The following is a 16277-nucleotide window of genomic DNA, read 5'->3' as shown; positions in this document are numbered from 1 at the left end:
TAGAGATATTCTAACAGGGAAGGAGGTTTATACCAAATAGTGGAAATTTTAGGTTGCATCAATTCTTCGAGCCGATCAGTTTGGCTTAATGTTTTCTTTGTTGTATCCTGCGTCCTTCTTGTTGGTTTACCTCTTTATTCCTGATTTTATACGATGCCGCTTACCCATTCTACACCTAAGGTTGGTTTTGTTTCACTGGGTTGCCCAAAGGCCCTAGTCGATTCTGAACATATTTTGACTCAATTGCGCGCCGAAGGCTATGAAATTTCTGCGACCTACGCTGGCGCTGATCTAGTGGTGGTAAACACCTGTGGTTTCATCGATGAAGCGGTGCAGGAAAGCTTGGATACAATTGGCGAAGCTTTACATGAAAACGGTAAAGTTATTGTCACGGGTTGCTTGGGGGCGAAAAAAAGCGCAAGCGGCGCCTCTTTGATTAAAGACATTCATCCAAAAGTACTCGCCGTCACGGGGCCGCATGCGCTGGGCGAAGTTATGCAGGCGGTGCATCAGCATTTGCCAAAGCCGCACGACCCCTTTGCTGATCTGGTGCCGGCCGCAGGCGTGAAGTTAACGCCTCGCCATTACGCCTATCTGAAAATCTCTGAAGGCTGTAATCATCACTGTACCTTTTGCATCATCCCGTCGATGCGGGGCGATTTAGTCTCGCGGCCGGTCGCGGATATTATGCTGGAAGCAGAAAATCTGTTGCGTGCGGGGGTCCGCGAACTGCTCGTGATTTCGCAAGATACCAGCGCTTATGGTGTTGATGTCAAATATCGTATGGGTTTTTGGAATGGCCGGCCGATCAAAACCCGGATTACTGAGCTCGCAACGGCGTTAGGCGAGTTGGCGGCTCAGTATGGTGCCTGGGTACGCCTACATTATGTTTATCCTTATCCGCATGTCGACGAACTGATTCCGTTGATGGTGCAGCAACGGATCCTGCCTTACCTTGATGTCCCCTTTCAGCATGCGCATCCGGCGGTGTTAAAACGGATGAAACGTCCCGCCAACGCGCAAAAATCGCTTGAGCGGGTGCAAGCATGGCGCGCGATGTGCCCTGAATTAACGATTCGGAGTACTTTTATCGCCGGCTTTCCAGGGGAAACGGAGGCCGAGTTTGAAACTTTGCTGGACTTTATCCGCACCGCTGAACTGGACCGGGTAGGGTGCTTTGCTTATTCTCCTGTAACCGGTGCGGCTGCCAATGAATTGCCAGGGGCGTTGCCCGATGCAGTACGCAATGAGCGGCGCGCGCGCTTTATGGAAGTGGCCGAGACGGTCTCGGTGCAACGTCTCAAGCGTAAGGTGGGGCAGACATTGCGTGTCTTAGTGGATGAACTGAATGAAGCCGGCGGGGTGGCGCGTTCGTCTGCAGATGCGCCAGAAATTGATGGCGTAGTTTATATTGAGCCGATTTCCAAAGCATCTCAAGCTTATCAAGCGGGTGATTTTGTTGAGGTAAAAATTACCGGCGCCCAAGGGCATGATTTATGGGGCGAAGTCTGTAGCAAAGCGAGTTAACGCAGGAGTTATCGATGGCTACTCATTTCTTGAACGAAGTATTTCGACTCATTTGGTCGGCTAAATAAATTTCAGTGCATCTTATTATTGTTAGGCTAAATTTCAGTGAATCTTATTATCCAGAGCACACAGCCACTGCTCAGTGCCCACCTTGAGCAAGCGCGTGCACTTGCCGGTGGCGTGGCGGCCATTCGTCTCGACGACTATGCTGGGCGTATTCTCGACGTAGATTTAGCTCGGCGCTCGGAAGTCACCGCCTGGTGCGCTCAGCACCAGCTTGATGCAGCTTACCTGCCGCCACTGCATTTGGCTGATTTCGGCTTGGTCGTGATGGATATGGATTCGACCCTGATCAGCATCGAATGCATTGATGAAATTGCTGATTTTTGTGGGCTTAAGGCTGAAGTCACGGCACTCACTGAGGCTTCTATGCGGGGCGAGCTGCGTGATTTTGGTGAGAGCCTGCGGCGTCGGGTTGCTTTGTTAAAGGGGCTTGATGCCAGTGTGCTGGAGCAAGTATGGCGTAAACGCTTAAAGCTCTCGTTAGGTGCGCAACGGATGCTTGCTGGCGTGCAAGCAGCGGGGTTGCATACGCTGTTAGTGTCGGGTGGCTTCACATTTTTTACAGAGCGGCTGACGGCTCGTCTGCGATTGGATTATGCGCACGCGAACCTGCTTGGCGTGAGTAATGGTAAGCTAACAGGTGAGGTGGTCGGTGAGATTGTTGATGCTCAGGTAAAAAGGCGCCGGCTCTATGAGGTCTGCGCTGAGTTGGGCATCACAGCTTCCCGTGCCATTGTCATAGGTGATGGGGCAAATGATCTGCTGATGATGGCGCCCGCGGGTTTGTCTGTCGCTTTTCAGGCGAAGCCAGTGGTGCGGCAGGCAGCACGCGTATCATTGAATTTTACGGGGTTAGACGGGGTCTTGCGCTTATTTGAATGAATGCTTGGTGGGTGTTTAGGAGACGGTGCTGATCATTCAGGAAGCTGTATTTTGACAAGGCGCAAGGTAATTAAACAGGTCATAAAAATAGCAGGAGCGGCAGATGAAATACCAGATAACGACAGTAGTCAAAATTGTATTCATGTTCTCAGCCCTGGCTTTAGTCGGCACCAGTAGGTTGGCGCTAGGCCAAATGCCAAAATCGCTTGATGCGCCGATTCATTACACCGTCAAAGTTGTCTCCAAGCTGTATGGCAATTCACAAGAAACGCGCCTGATTGCTTCAGGTGAAGTCGATGATTTTACCTGGAAAACGGTACCGCCTACAGGGGCCGTGCCGATTGACCGGCAATGCTCGAACTGGGAAAATATGCCACGCGATAGCGAGCATGCAATGCTGCGGCAGACCAAAGTGCGACTGGCTCCAGTTGTGGGTCACGACGGCGTTGCTACGATTCAATTAGGTTTTCGGGCGCACGCGCCTCAGGGGACTTATATTGAGACAAAGAAAAGTGGTCAGAAAGTACGCTGTCCGAAAGACCGCATGCATCACCAGATTGTGCGCTTTACATTGCCAACGAATGGCGGATCTAAAACAATCAAGCTGACGGATGGAACAATTTTGACGGTGAGGGCAACTAGGTAAAATCAAGCATCTGACGCGATTGCCTGTAAGACACAGGCAATGCTAAGTTGGTTGCGGGGGCAGGATTTGAACCTACGACCTTCGGGTTATGAGCCCGACGAGCTGCCAGACTGCTCCACCCCGCGTCCGGTAAGAACAGAACTATAGCAAACTGTTCTAGTTTACGCAAGTAAATTCTTTTTATTTTTTCAAAATCGCCTGCAGAGTTTGCTTGGCGCATGTGTTTATCGATCCTGCGCGTTGTGATGGCTGTCAATTGTATGACTTCGGATCGCACCAGTTGGTGAATAACGCAGGGGACCTTGGGAGTTACATATCTCTCTTTAATATATCGATCTTGGTGTGTATTATTAAGATGGACTGTTTAATTCTCTGTGAAAGGGGAATCTTATGTATGTACCCACTACCTCTATTCCAACTCAATACTCAGTCAATTTTTCACAGACGCCGTTAATGCCTTAGGTCATTTTATGAGGCTCGCGCTGAATAAAAAAATATACGAGAACGCATCCCAGGCGCTGGATGCTATCAGAATAATGACCGAACAGTCAGTTGGACGCGGCGGTATCGCGTATCACAGGAAGATTTCAACCACATGGCACCACATCGAAAAAGTTAACCGTGCCGGCTGCCCGGCTGCCAACGAAGACAGTGCCTATTACAGTGGATTTTATCATACGGACGTTCTTATCCCTGATGAGCTGACCTGTGACGACCGGCCTCTTGAATATATAGATTCTCATGAACCGACGATATTCGGATGGAATGTCCGGTTTTATGTTTCGCTTGAACAGCTTTCTTCAAATGATCCTTACTACGGCGCATTTATTGGTATTCCGGTGCAAGAAGAAGCAGCATTTTTTAATCCTTTCAGCCCCCGCCGTTTTAAGGATGGTCCCCTGTATGTGAAAGAGAAGGCCATATGACAAAAGGTTTTCTCCTTGCCTTCCTGGCCGCATTTTCCTGGGGTGCCTCCATAGTCCTGAGCAAAGCTGGCTTGGAGCAGATGGATGCCGGAACACTATTCTTCTTCCAGATCCTCTCAGCGACACTGCTCTCCTGGGTTGTGCTGCTGATTAGCAGGAACCGCCTGATGCTGAACCGTCCGGCGCTCTGGGCGTATGCCACAGGTATCTTTGAACCCTTTCTGGCCTATATTTTGACCCTGTACGGGCTTGAGAAGGTTCCGGCCGGTGCGGCATCGGTGATTTTCTCCCTTGAATCAGCCATGATCCTGATACTTTCCGTGCTGATACTGAAGGTGAAAGTTAAGTCAGCGGGAACGTTTATTCTGCTGCTTGTCGGTGCTCTTGCGGGGAGCCTCTTGGTTGTATTCCCAGAAACCGGTAATCCTAGAGGAAGTTTTTCCGGGTATCTGCTGATTTTCGCCGGTGTACTGTCAGCCGCGTTCTGTGTGGTGATTTCATCCAGGCTGGTTAAATCAATGAATCCCCTTCAACTGCTCACCGGCCAGCTGACGTATGCGGCCATTCTGGCTCCGGTGTTCCTGTTTTTTTCCGGTGCAAGCCTGCGTCTGCCGAAGGGGGCCGTTCTGCTGGTTATTTCATCGGGAACCATGCAGTATTTTCTGGCCTTCGTTCTTTATCTGTACTCGCTTAAATGGGTGGAAGTACACATCGCCGGCGTGATGCTTTACTTCGTTCCGGTAATCGCACTTTTACTGTCATGGGTGTTTCTGGATGAAACGCTGAGTGCGGTTCAGGCAGCTGGAGTAGTGCTTACTATAGGTAGTGTGTTTTTTCTTAGCCGTAAATACGAGCACTAAAGGACAACGTGCATTCCGGCTGATAAGAGGGATGGCCGGTAAGCGTGCGAGCGGCACTTTGTCCGCTCGCCGTGTTTTCAATGATTACGCTTTATTTCGCTTAATCACGCTGATAAATTTCTGCCCCACTGCGCCTGAATTCAATCGCCTTTTCGGTTTGGCCTTGAGCCAGCGCCTGTTCGTTCGAAATCCCTGCTTTGGCAGCGTATTCACGGACATCTTGCGTGATTTTCATGGAGCAAAAGTGTGGCCCGCACATTGAACAGAAATGCGCGACTTTGGCGGAGTCTTTAGGCAGTGTTTCATCATGAAATTCACGCGCTTTATCAGGGTCTAGGCCCAGATTAAACTGATCTTCCCAACGAAACTCAAAACGCGCTTTCGACAGCGCATTATCGCGAATCTGTGAGCCTGGATGCCCTTTAGCCAAATCTGCGGCATGAGCGGCGAGTTTATACGTGATCATGCCTTCTTTTACATCATTTTTATTGGGCAGACCTAGATGCTCTTTGGGGGTGACATAACAGAGCATGGCGGTGCCAAACCAGCCAATCATCGCAGCGCCAATGCCTGACGTAATGTGATCGTAGCCTGGCGCAATATCGGTGGTGAGCGGTCCCAGCGTATAAAAGGGTGCTTCGTCGCACCAATCGAGTTGCAACTCCATATTTTCTTTGATTAACTGCATCGGCACATGGCCTGGACCCTCAATCATGACTTGCACATCATGCTTCCAGGCGACTTGGGTGAGCTCGCCGAGCGTTTTTAATTCGGCTAATTGAGCCTCATCATTAGCATCGTAAATCGAACCGGGACGCAGCCCATCGCCGAGCGAAAAACTGACGTCATAGGCTTTCATGATGGCGCAAATATCTTCAAAATGCTCGTAAATAAAGCTTTCGCGGTGATGCGCCAGACACCATTTGGCAATAATGGAGCCACCACGCGACACAATGCCGGTCATGCGCTTGGCGGTCATTGGCACATAGCGCAGTAGCACGCCGGCATGAATGGTGAAGTAATCCACCCCTTGTTCAGCCTGTTCAATCAAGGTATCGCGAAAAATTTCCCAGGTTAAGTCTTCGGCTTTGCCATTGACCTTTTCAAGCGCTTGGTAAATAGGTACGGTGCCAATAGGGACGGGGCTGTTGCGCAGAATCCATTCACGGGTTTCATGAATATTTTTGCCGGTCGACAAATCCATCACCGTATCTGCACCCCAACGGATGGCCCAGGTCATTTTATCGACCTCTTCACCAATCGATGAGCCCAAAGCTGAATTACCGATATTGGCGTTGACTTTGACCAAGAAATTGCGGCCGATGATCATCGGCTCGAGTTCGGGGTGATTGATATTGGCAGGGATGATGGCTCGGCCGCGGGCGATTTCGTCGCGCACAAATTCCGGCGTAATTTCATAGGTGTTATTAACTGAGCCTGGCTGGCTCGAGAGGGCCGCACCAAAAGCCTGCCCTGGATGTTGGCGGCCGAGTAAGGCGGCGAGCCGCTCGCCTTGTGGGCCACTGCTGCGTAGGTTGGCTAGATATTCGGCGCGGCATTGGTTCTCGCGGATGGCGATAAACTCCATTTCAGGGGTGATAATACCCTGCCGCGCATAGTGCATCTGACTGACATTGGCGCCTGCTTTGGCGCACCGTGGCACGCGCTTGGAGCCGGTAAATTGTGACTCCGTATGGCTTTTCTCAGCCGTATGTTCGCGGCCAAAGCGGCTGCTAGGTTGCGGCAGCGCTTCCGTATCGCCGCGTTCCTCAATCCAAGCGTCGCGCAAGGCTGCCAAACCGCAGCGGATATCAATCTTGGCCTGCGGATCAGTATAGGGGCCCGAGGTATCGTAGACGAACAGCGGCGGATTTTTTTCGGCACCGAAACTGCTTGGAGTATCGGCTTGTGAAATCTTGCGCATGGGTACGCGCAGGTCGGCCCGTGAGCCAGTCACATAAATTTTGGTTGAATTAGGCAAAGCCTCAATCGCCGCACTATCGACAAGCGCGGTGGCGGAAATGAATTTTGGTTTAGTATTCGTAGTTGTCACAATAGCACTCCAGTTAGCAGTTATGTGCGAATTCGTTTCTTGAAGGACCCAGACTCACTTGAAGCCACAAGCTTACAGCTTCATTGGCAGCACGCAAAGAACTATTTGTGGGCGTTGCAATTTAACTGCATTATCTGCTTTAAACCTTAGATTATTGAGCGTTTTCAGCATGGCCTAGATTCCCGGCTTTTAGATTCAGATTGTCGCTGGCCTGAAAAAAGTATAGAATTATAAACTTAATGGGAGCTTAAGCTCGGCAACGCAAGGTAAAGCATGTAGCTAGCAAAACAGATGGGCATTGAGCCCATTTTTTTTTGGCAGCAGATCAGTGTCGCTGCAAAGGCCGCTTAAGCCATTTTTCAGGCAGCTTTGGGTGGAGTCAATACGTGCAACTGATAGAAACTACAGTCAATGGACTGGGTTATGAACTGGTTGATATTGAGTATGGCGCGCGTGGTGTGTTGCGTGTTTTTATTGATCAAGCAGCGGGTATTAAGATTGAGGATTGTGCAAAAGTGAGCCACCAACTGCAGCATGTGCTGACGGTTGAGAATGTGGATTATGAGCGCCTTGAAGTGTCCTCGCCAGGATTAGATCGGCCACTAAAAAAATTGGCTGATTTTGAGCGTTTTGCGGGCAGTGAGGCAGTCGTCACACTGAAAAGAACGCTGGATGGCCGTAAGCAATACCGAGGTATTTTGCAGCAACCTCAAGGTGAAACCATGAAGTTGCAATTTGAAGGCAAAGAAGGGTTAACGGTACTAGATTTTACCTTAGCTGACCTTGATAAGGCTCGCCTTGTGCCGCAAATAGAATTTTAGGAGCTATAAAGCAATGAGTCGCGAAGTATTGATGCTGGTAGATGCGCTCGCCCGCGAAAAAAACGTGAGTAAAGAGGTTGTCTTTGTTGCGCTTGAGGCGGCTCTCGCTTCAGCCACCAAGAAGCTTTACAATGAAGATGTAGAGATTCGGGTGGCCATTAACCGTAGCAATGGGTCTCATGAATCTTTCCGTCGTTGGCTGGTGGTGCCGGATGAGGCAGGTTTGCAAGAGCCCGATAAACAGGTTCTGTTGTTTGAGGCACTTGAGCAAATCCCGGATATCGAAGTCGACGATTATCTTGAAGAGTTGGTTGAATCGATTGGCTTTGGCCGGATTGGTGCGCAAGCAGCTAAACAAGTTATCCTACAAAGGATTCGCGATGCCGAGCGCGAGCAGATTCTGAATGATTTTCTGGAGCGCGGCGAAGTCATCATGACCGGTACTATCAAGCGGCTTGATAAAGGCAACTTGATTGTTGAGTCGGGACGTGTTGAAGGGGTGTTGCGTCGTGATCAACTGATTCCACGGGATAATCTCCGCGTCGGTGATCGCGTCCGGGCTTGGTTGCTTAAGGTTGACCGCACCGCCCGCGGCCCGCAGATCGAACTCTCGCGCACAGCGCCAGAATTTCTGATGAATTTATTTGATATCGAAGTGCCTGAGATCGAGCAAGGTTTGCTTGAAATTAAATCGGCAGCGCGCGATCCAGGCACACGTGCAAAAATCGCAGTGGTTGCCTATGATAAAAGGATCGACCCGATTGGCACGTGCGTTGGCATTCGTGGCTCGCGAGTACAAGCCGTCCGCAATGAACTTGGCGGCGAAAATATCGATATAGTACTTTGGTCGGAAGAGCCAGCCCAATTTGTCATTAATGCTTTGGCGCCAGCGGTCGTGCAGTCGATCATGGTGGATGAAGAAAAACATGCAATGGATGTGGTTGTAGACGATGCTGAATTGGCAGTTGCCATTGGTCGTAGTGGACAGAACGTGCGTTTAGCCAGTGAGCTTACCGGTTGGCAAATCAATATCATGACGCCAGACGAATCGGCTGACAAGCAAGCGCAGGAACGTTCAGGTTTGCGTGATTTATTTATGGCCCGTTTAGATGTCGATGAAGAAGTCGCTGACATTTTACTGGATGAAGGCTTTGCGAGCCTCGAAGAAGTGGCTTATGTACCGCTGAACGAAATGCTTGAAATTGAGGCATTGGATGAAGCTACGGTACATGAGTTGCGTAACCGGGGACGTAATGCACTGTTGACTATGGCGATTGCAAACGAAGAGGAAGTTGAAAATATCGCCCTTGATTTGAAAACGCTTGAAGGCATGAATCCCGACTTGCTTTCAAAACTGGCTGCGCACCAGATCCAAACGCGTGATGAATTAGCGGAATTGGATACCAGCGAACTCATTGAGATCGCTGCAATGGATGAAGAACTTGCGAAAGCTTTAATCATGAAAGCACGCGAACACTGGTTCGAATAAGCGTAGCGAGTTGATGTGCGCTTGGGCTTAGCCCAAGCAAGAGCATGAAAGAGCCTGTTTTAGGCGGGAAATAGAAATTAATGAGGAATGAATGGCGAGCAATAATGTAGCTCAATTTGCCGCGGAGCTTAAAATGCCTGCTGGTGTGTTGCTAGAGCAATTACGCGCAGCGGGCGTTGATAAAAAAAGCACGGATGATTCGCTGTCGGAGGCCGATAAGGCACGTCTGTTGGAGCATTTGCGCCGCGCCCATGGTGCGGATGATGCGGAAAAACGCAAAATTACGCTGACTCGTAAACAAGTATCGGAAATTAGACAATCTGACGCTACGGGCAAAGCTCGTACCATTCAAGTCGAAGTGCGGAAAAAGCGTGTCTTTGTTAAACGTGACGAAAATGTTAGCGAGACCCGTGTTAGCGAGCCCCCAGTGGCCGAGCCCAACGAAGTGAATGAAGCAGAGTTGGAGCGCCGCCGTGAAGATGAAGCGCGCCAGCAGGCTGAACTATTCGCTCGTCAGGCGCAGGAACAGCAGGAACGCCAAGCACAGCTTGCACAGGAAGAAGCTGAGCGCAAGCTCCGCGAGGAAGCCGCCGAAGCTGAGCGCCGTCGTGCCGAAGAGGAGGCTGCCAAACAAGCTGCTGCCAAACAAGCCGCTGCTGCACAAGCTGCCGCTGTAACTCAAGCAGCAGTGCCAACTGAGACTCCGCCGCAGCCCTCGGCAGAGGTACTGAGCCAATCGACTCAGCAGGCGCCACTCACAGAGAAAAAGCCGCAAGTCACAGAGAAAAAGCCGCAAGTCACAGAGCAAAAACCGCAAGTCACGGAGCAAAAACCGCAAACTGGGCAAGCAACTGTCGTGCGGACTGGGCAGCGCTATGTAGTTAGAAAAGCCAGCGCTAGCGCACATGAAATGGTCGCAAAAGCGCCCGTTGATGAAGCGGAAATCCAACGCCGGCGCGCTGCTGCTGAGGCAGAGGCACTTGCCATTCGAGAAATGATGAGCACGCCGCGTAAAGCGATGCGCGCGGTTGAACCCAAGCCAGTGGTAGCGTCGCCACCGCCGCCGGCAGCGGTGGTTGCCAAAGGGACCTTGCATAAACCTGCAAAACCAGCAGGTGCAACAGCGGTCAAAAAAGAAGTTAAAAAACCAGTCAGTGTCACTGCGACCACGGATAAAAAGAAACCGACCAAAACATCGAGTTGGCAAGACGATGCGGCTAAGCGCCGTGGCATCAAAACTCGAGGTGATGCGAGCGGCGGTGTCGACCGTGGCTGGCGCGGAGGCCCTAAAGGCGGGCGAAAGCATCAGCATGACGACCGTACGTCTTTTCAAGCGCCAGAGCCTATTGTGCGCGAAGTTCATGTGCCTGAGACCATTACCGCGGCAGAACTTGCGCATAAGATGTCCGTGAAGGCTTCTGAAGTGATTAAAGTCATGATGAAGCTAGGCCAGATGGTGACCATCAACCAAGTGCTGGATCAAGAAACAGCAATGATCGTGGTTGAAGAGTTGGGCCATACTGCGCTAGCGGCTAAGCTTGATGATCCAGAAGCCTTGTTGTTAGAAGGCGATTCATATGATGCGGAGAGATTGCCACGGCCGCCGGTCGTGACGGTCATGGGCCATGTGGATCACGGTAAAACGTCACTGCTTGATTATATTCGCCGCGCTAAAGTCGCCTCCGGCGAGGCAGGAGGCATTACCCAGCACATTGGCGCCTATCATGTTGAAACGCCACGCGGAGTTATTACCTTCCTTGATACGCCTGGCCATGAGGCCTTCACCGCCATGCGCGCACGCGGCGCGAAGGCTACGGATATTGTCGTGTTGGTCGTAGCGGCCGATGATGGCGTGATGCCACAAACCAAAGAAGCAATTGCTCATGCTAAAGCAGGCAATGTGCCGATTGTGGTCGCGATCAATAAAATCGACAAACCTGGCGCGAATGAAGAACGTGTCAAGCAAGAGTTGGTCGCCCAAAGTGTAGTTCCCGAAGAATACGGTGGCGACGCTCCGTTTATGCGCGTTTCCGCTAAAACGGGAGAGGGTATTGATGAATTGCTTGAGCAAATTTTACTGCAGGCGGAAGTACTTGAATTAACTGCACCCGTCACAGCCTTGGCTAAGGGTTTAGTGATTGAAGCACGGTTGGATAAAGGGCGCGGACCGGTAGCAACGATTTTAGTGCAATCAGGTACCTTAAAAGGTGGCGATATTGTGCTCGTGGGCGCGGCTTATGGCCGTGTGCGCGCTATGCTGGACGAAAATGGTAAGCCAACGGCGCAAGCAGGCCCTTCCATTCCGGTTGAAATTCAAGGGCTATCCGAAGTGCCGCGCGCTGGCGAAGAAGTAATCGTCTTGCCAGATGAACGTAAAGCACGTGAGATTGCACTCTTTCGCCAAGGTAAATTCCGTGATGTTAAGCTAGCCAAACAACAAGCTGCGAAGCTTGAAAACATGTTTGATCAAATGGCTGAAGGTGAGGTCCAAAACCTGTCCTTGATCATCAAAGCAGATGTGCAAGGTTCGCAAGAAGCACTAACGCACACGCTGACAAAACTGTCCACCAACGAAGTGCGGGTACAAGTTGTGCATGCAGCCGTGGGCGGCATTAGTGAGTCGGATGTAAACCTGGCGACTGCCTCTAAAGCGGTGGTGATCGGCTTTAATACGCGTGCTGATGCTCAAGCGCGTAAACTTGCCGAAGCCAACGGGATTGATATTCGCTACTACAATATCATTTACGATGCCGTTGACGAAATGAAAGCGGCCATGTCAGGCATGCTTGCGCCAGAGAAAAAAGAAGTGATTTCTGGTCTGGTCGATGTGCGGCAGGTATTTCGTGTGCCTAAGATGGGTGCGGTTGCTGGTTGCATGGTGCTCGAAGGGTGGGTTAAACGCTCCTCTCAGGTACGTGTATTACGCAACAATGTGGTGATCCATACCGGTGAGCTTGAGTCACTTAAGCGTTTCAAAGACGATGTGCGTGAAGTGAAGGCTGGCTTTGAATGCGGTATGTCCGTTAAGAACTTTAACGATATCCTTGAAGGCGATCAACTTGAAGCCTTTGAGATTACGGAAGTCGCACGGACACTATAAAAGCTGTATTGACTATGCCTAAAAAACGGACTAACCCTGAGCGCATCACGCGCATCGCAGATCAAATCCAACGTGATTTGTCTGAAATGATCATGCGCGGTGAAGTGAAAGATCCTCGCATTGGCTTTGTCACGCTGCAAAGCGTGGAGCTTACGCCTGATTATGCTCATGCCAAAGTGTGGTTTACTACGCTCTCAGGGGACCCGAAAACCTCGGGTACAGCGTTAAACCATGCCGCCGGGCATTTGCGTAATCTGCTGTTTAAGCGCTTGCATATCCATACAGTGCCCACGCTCCATTTCCTCTTTGATGAGACGCTTGAAAAAGCCGCGGAGATGTCACGTTTAATTGATGAAGCAAATACAGTGCGCGCGAAGGATTAACGCGCCGCATGATAGTCAGCTGACGACGCTATAAATTCCATACAGTTATGGCGAATGCTCAATCTACTAAGCCTGCCCGGCATGCGCTGGATGGCGTACTCCTGCTTGATAAGCCTCTCGGCCTTTCTAGCAATGAAGCGTTAATTCGCGCTAAGCGGCTGCTTTTGGCGAAAAAAGCCGGACACACTGGCACGCTTGACCCGCTCGCCTCTGGCCTTTTGCCACTCTGTTTTGGCGAGGCCACAAAATTCTCCAGCGATCTACTGAACGCAACTAAGCTCTATGAAGCCACGCTCGTACTCGGCATCTGTACGACCACGGCGGATGCCGAAGGCGAAATAGTGCAGACCCGACCAGTCCGCTGCGAACTGCAAGCAGTCCATGATGTGCTAGCCCGCTTTCGCGGCGAAATATGGCAAGTGCCGCCAATGTATTCAGCGCTTAAGCGAGATGGCAAGCCACTGTATGAATATGCGCGTGCAGGCATCACGCTTGAGCGTGACGCGCGTCCAGTGACGATTGAGGCGCTAGAATTGATCGATTGTATGCTACCTGCATCCGCTCAAATAAGTCCATTACCGATCGCAGCAGACGCAATGCCGATCGCAACAGGCACAATGCAGATTCGCGTGCAGTGTAGTAAGGGAACGTATATACGCGTGCTCGCGCAAGATATTGGCGAAGCACTCGGGTGCGGGGCGTACCTAAGCGCGCTCCGCCGGACTGGGGTAGGTTCATTGCAACTCACCGATGCGGTGACGCTGGATGCGCTTTCAAGCGCTTCTCATACGGCGCGTCTAGCGTGTTTGCAGCCCGCTGATACCTTACTTTCAACCTACCCAGCTGTGCGCCTGGCGGCCGATCTAACGCACCGTTTTAAGCAAGGGCAACGCTTACGCTTGCTCGCTGAAGCAGAACTGGAGTCAGCCCCCATCACGCTACCTGAAGCGCTCAACACGGCGCTGGTGCGGGTCTATGGCGAGACCTCTCAATTTTTAGGGACGGCGCGTTTAATCGAAGGCATATTAGCGCCTGAGCGGCTGATTGCAAATCAATAAACGACTGATTTTTATAGCGGCGTGCATTAGCGTTAGCTGAGGCAGGGGAGTGCTGGATTGAATTCACCGCCGCCGCGCAACCCCCGTGGAATTCCCCTCTGATTGCTAAAATCACTTAGAATATTAGTTAAATTCTATTGGACTTTATAATTAATAGGTTTAAACTTTTACCTAGTTGCTTGCTACATTTTAAGTTCCAATTTATTTCTAACACACGCACAGGAGTCCTTATATGAAAACCGTTGGTGACACACTAGAAGCCTTTACCGTCGCGGCCGCGAAGCCTGGTTTCAATCACCATGAAGAGAATGGGCAATCGGCATTTGAAAATATCACCGAGCAATCCTTTCCGGGCAAATGGAAAATCATTTACTTCTACCCGAAAGACTTCACCTTCGTCTGCCCGACTGAGATTGTCGAGTTTGGCAAACTGACGAAGGACTTTGCCGATCGTGACGCGGTCTTACTCGGTGGCAGCAGCGACAACGAATTTGTTAAACTGGCTTGGCGTCGGGAGCACAAAGATCTGGATAAACTTAACCACTACGCGTTTGGTGATGTCCGGGGAGAGTTGATTGACCAACTCGGGATTCGTGACCACGAGGCCGGCGTAGCACTGCGTGCGACGTTTATTGTGGATCCAGACAATGTGATTCAGCATGTTTCGGTCAACAATCTTAATGTGGGCCGCAATCCGCAAGAAATCCTGCGTATTTTGGATGGTCTGCAAACCGATGAACTGTGTCCATGCAATCGGGCAGTCGGTGGCGCAACGCTGTAACGTGAACTTACAAAAAAGCCCGCATCAACGGGCTTTTTTTAACCACGCATAAGGACAGGCAATGGAATTCTTAAATGCAATCAAGGATTTAATTCCCGACTACGCGAAGGATATTCGCTTAAATATTGACGGGACGATCGCGCGCTCTTCGCTAGAAGGCAATGACGCGATTGGCGTCGCATTAGCGGCCGCATTTGCCGCAAAAAGCGGCAAACTCGTCGACATCATCAAACGTGCGGGCCAATTATCTGCTGAAGAACAAAATGGCGCATTAACCGCTGCGGCATTGATGGGCATGAATAATACCTGGTATCCGTATTTGGAAATGGCCGGTGATGCCGAGCTAAAAGGGCAGCCAGCAGGATTGCGAATGAATGCTTATGCGCAGCATGGCGGCGTGGATAAGCGGCGTTTTGAAATGTATGCATTGGCCGCATCGATTATTGGTCAATGCCACTTTTGCGTCAAAGCGCACTTTGATACGCTGGTTAAAGAAGGCATGAGTACCGTGCAGTTGCGTGATGTAGGCAGAATTGCAGCGGTGGTGAATGCAGCTGCTCTAGTTATAGTAGCGGAAGAGGGATGAATCAGTTAGAATAGCGCGCTTAGCCGTCGAAGTAGAGCAGTATGCGGGGGTGGCGAAATTGGTAGACGCACCAGGTTTAGGTCCTGACGCCAGTAATGGTGTGCGGGTTCGAGTCCCGCCCCCCGCACCAAAAAAGTCTTATAAATCAATAACTTAAAAAAATAGGCTGTCAAAAAGCTGTCATTCCAATGCATGTATATTGGAAAGACTTTACTTCCTCTTTTTAATTTTTCATAAGTAAAAATACGGCTAATGGTCATTGCCTCAGCTTCCTAAGTTGACAAGGAATCGAGCGTTTAAGTGGATTTTTTGGTTTTTTTGCTCCGCAATGCTGTGTTTTTCAGCAGCCGAGAGTCCTTATGCTTGCTTGTATTGTATTGATTTTGCGGAGCAAGAAAAATAGCTAAGAATCACTGCAAATTTGCTCAAAGTTAAGCCGCAGCGTAACCTATTATTGGCGGATTAAGAGCCCCTGCTGTTGAACATTTTCTATTTGCTCCGTGAGAGCTAAGCGTACCACCTGGGCTAAATCTTTTTGCTCGTCATTCATTCCGTCCAACATTAATGCAAACCATTGATTCATAATTTATTTTTAAAAATTATTTATGGACTAAAATATTTTCTCGAGTTTCAAGCTGTTTGGTATCATTTTCGAGCTTGCTGTAACTGCCAATAAAACGCCTTCAGTTCTGGCGCTTGCTCACGCCATTGCCAGCAGGCGCTGGCGTTAAAAGCATTTGTTTCTGCAACCTCAGCAAGCGAAATTCCGTCGACTTCTCGATCAAGTTCGAGAAGCTCGGCGCCGGATTTCGAGTCCTGGAGGAAATTAAATAAAAGTTAATAAAAACAAATGGATAGGCTATTTTCTGCTTCGGATCAATGGTCAAATTACGGGTTTTTATGCCTTATTAAGGCGAATTAAGCATGAGTTTTCCGAAGCAAATTTTGAAGTAAAATTGCGCGGATAAATTTTCGCTGGAATAGCGTTAAGAACAGGGTAGTCAGGATGTGGGGGCTACCGAAAGCGAGCAGCTTGTTTTTGAAGCGCTTTAAAAATAGGAAGGGGTAAAAATGCTTTCAAAAGTTACCGTAAGAGCGCTAG

At 50.2% G+C, this 16277-nt stretch carries 14 protein-coding genes and 2 tRNA genes; 13 read left to right on the top strand and 3 right to left on the bottom strand.

The window, feature by feature from the left end; translation table 11 throughout:
- Nucleotides 1-153: 153 nt before the first annotated feature.
- The 3 genes from rimO to NQD60_RS04940 all read left to right on the top strand — a co-directional run bounded on the left by rimO (nt 154) and on the right by NQD60_RS04940 (nt 3118).
- A complete protein-coding gene (rimO, locus tag NQD60_RS04950; RefSeq protein ID WP_223691199.1) occupies nt 154-1527 on the top strand; it encodes a 30S ribosomal protein S12 methylthiotransferase RimO in 1374 nt (457 codons plus the stop codon).
- A 105-nt stretch (nt 1528-1632) separates the two neighbouring features.
- Complete coding sequence (serB, locus tag NQD60_RS04945; RefSeq protein WP_257099883.1) at nt 1633-2472, top strand: phosphoserine phosphatase SerB; 840 nt, start codon at nt 1633-1635, stop codon at nt 2470-2472.
- Nucleotides 2473-2575: 103 nt separating this feature from the next.
- Entirely contained in the window at nt 2576-3118 is a 543-nt protein-coding gene (locus NQD60_RS04940; protein WP_257099882.1) for a DUF6013 family protein, read from the top strand.
- Between the two features lie 48 nt (nt 3119-3166).
- Here the strand turns inward: NQD60_RS04940 and NQD60_RS04935 are convergent.
- Nucleotides 3167-3243, bottom strand: a tRNA-Met gene (locus NQD60_RS04935).
- A gap of 345 nt (nt 3244-3588) precedes the next feature.
- Between NQD60_RS04935 and NQD60_RS04930 the strand changes: the two genes are divergently transcribed.
- The gene (locus NQD60_RS04930) at nt 3589-4044 is read left to right on the top strand and encodes a hypothetical protein (RefSeq protein ID WP_257099881.1); all 456 of its coding nucleotides are present in this window, start codon (nt 3589-3591) and stop codon (nt 4042-4044) included.
- Nucleotides 4041-4904: a DMT family transporter gene (locus tag NQD60_RS04925; RefSeq protein ID WP_257099880.1), complete on the top strand. Its 864-nt coding sequence runs from the start codon at nt 4041-4043 to the stop codon at nt 4902-4904. Before NQD60_RS04930 ends, NQD60_RS04925 begins: the two co-directional genes overlap by 4 nt.
- A 100-nt stretch (nt 4905-5004) precedes the next feature.
- Here the strand turns inward: NQD60_RS04925 and thiC are convergent, their stop codons facing one another.
- Nucleotides 5005-6957, bottom strand: coding sequence for a phosphomethylpyrimidine synthase ThiC (gene thiC, locus NQD60_RS04920; protein WP_257099879.1), 1953 nt, complete (start codon nt 6955-6957; stop codon nt 5005-5007).
- 386 nt (nt 6958-7343) lie between these two features.
- On the opposite strand from thiC, the gene rimP reads away from it, so the two are divergent.
- The 8 genes from rimP to NQD60_RS04880 all read left to right on the top strand — a co-directional run bounded on the left by rimP (nt 7344) and on the right by NQD60_RS04880 (nt 15305).
- Entirely contained in the window at nt 7344-7778 is a 435-nt protein-coding gene (gene rimP, locus NQD60_RS04915) for a ribosome maturation factor RimP (RefSeq protein ID WP_223691188.1), read from the top strand.
- A gap of 13 nt (nt 7779-7791) precedes the next feature.
- Complete coding sequence (nusA, locus tag NQD60_RS04910) at nt 7792-9267, top strand: transcription termination factor NusA (protein ID WP_257099878.1); 1476 nt, start codon at nt 7792-7794, stop codon at nt 9265-9267.
- Nucleotides 9268-9358: 91 nt separating this feature from the next.
- A complete protein-coding gene (gene infB, locus NQD60_RS04905; RefSeq protein WP_257099877.1) occupies nt 9359-12367 on the top strand; it encodes a translation initiation factor IF-2 in 3009 nt (1002 codons plus the stop codon).
- 14 nt (nt 12368-12381) lie between these two features.
- Nucleotides 12382-12750 carry a 30S ribosome-binding factor RbfA gene (rbfA, locus tag NQD60_RS04900; RefSeq protein ID WP_223691182.1) on the top strand — a complete coding sequence of 123 codons (369 nt, stop codon included), beginning with the start codon at nt 12382-12384 and terminating at the stop codon, nt 12748-12750.
- Nucleotides 12751-12797: 47 nt separating this feature from the next.
- Nucleotides 12798-13808, top strand: coding sequence for a tRNA pseudouridine(55) synthase TruB (gene truB / locus NQD60_RS04895; RefSeq protein WP_257099876.1), 1011 nt, complete (start codon nt 12798-12800; stop codon nt 13806-13808).
- A 232-nt stretch (nt 13809-14040) separates the two neighbouring features.
- A complete protein-coding gene (locus tag NQD60_RS04890) occupies nt 14041-14589 on the top strand; it encodes a peroxiredoxin (RefSeq protein WP_257099875.1) in 549 nt (182 codons plus the stop codon).
- A gap of 61 nt (nt 14590-14650) precedes the next feature.
- Complete coding sequence (locus NQD60_RS04885; RefSeq protein WP_257099874.1) at nt 14651-15175, top strand: carboxymuconolactone decarboxylase family protein; 525 nt, start codon at nt 14651-14653, stop codon at nt 15173-15175.
- Nucleotides 15176-15218: 43 nt separating this feature from the next.
- Nucleotides 15219-15305, top strand: a tRNA-Leu gene (locus tag NQD60_RS04880).
- A gap of 321 nt (nt 15306-15626) precedes the next feature.
- On the opposite strand, the gene NQD60_RS04875 is transcribed toward NQD60_RS04880, so the two are convergent.
- Nucleotides 15627-15758: a hypothetical protein gene (locus tag NQD60_RS04875; RefSeq protein WP_257099873.1), complete on the bottom strand. Its 132-nt coding sequence runs from the start codon at nt 15756-15758 to the stop codon at nt 15627-15629.
- Between the last annotated feature and the right edge of the window lie 519 nt (nt 15759-16277).

It is taken from the genome of Mycoavidus sp. SF9855, assembly GCF_024582735.1.
Lineage (GTDB): Bacteria > Pseudomonadota > Gammaproteobacteria > Burkholderiales > Burkholderiaceae > Mycoavidus.
This window is presented reverse-complemented; position numbering and strand designations above follow the sequence as displayed.

Excerpts from the sequence above, each read along its gene's own strand:
- rimO (WP_223691199.1), top strand. The coding sequence starts at position 154 with ATGCCGCTTACCCATTCTACACCTAAGGTTGGTTTTGTTTCACTGGGT.
- NQD60_RS04940 (WP_257099882.1), top strand. The coding sequence starts at position 2,576 with ATGAAATACCAGATAACGACAGTAGTCAAAATTGTATTCATGTTCTCA.
- NQD60_RS04930 (WP_257099881.1), top strand. The coding sequence starts at position 3,589 with ATGAGGCTCGCGCTGAATAAAAAAATATACGAGAACGCATCCCAGGCG.
- NQD60_RS04925 (WP_257099880.1), top strand. The coding sequence starts at position 4,041 with ATGACAAAAGGTTTTCTCCTTGCCTTCCTGGCCGCATTTTCCTGGGGT.
- nusA (WP_257099878.1), top strand. The coding sequence starts at position 7,792 with ATGAGTCGCGAAGTATTGATGCTGGTAGATGCGCTCGCCCGCGAAAAA.
- infB (WP_257099877.1), top strand. The coding sequence starts at position 9,359 with ATGGCGAGCAATAATGTAGCTCAATTTGCCGCGGAGCTTAAAATGCCT.
- rbfA (WP_223691182.1), top strand. The coding sequence starts at position 12,382 with ATGCCTAAAAAACGGACTAACCCTGAGCGCATCACGCGCATCGCAGAT.
- truB (WP_257099876.1), top strand. The coding sequence starts at position 12,798 with ATGGCGAATGCTCAATCTACTAAGCCTGCCCGGCATGCGCTGGATGGC.
- NQD60_RS04890 (WP_257099875.1), top strand. The coding sequence starts at position 14,041 with ATGAAAACCGTTGGTGACACACTAGAAGCCTTTACCGTCGCGGCCGCG.
- NQD60_RS04885 (WP_257099874.1), top strand. The coding sequence starts at position 14,651 with ATGGAATTCTTAAATGCAATCAAGGATTTAATTCCCGACTACGCGAAG.
- NQD60_RS04875 (WP_257099873.1), bottom strand. The coding sequence starts at position 15,758 with ATGAATCAATGGTTTGCATTAATGTTGGACGGAATGAATGACGAGCAA.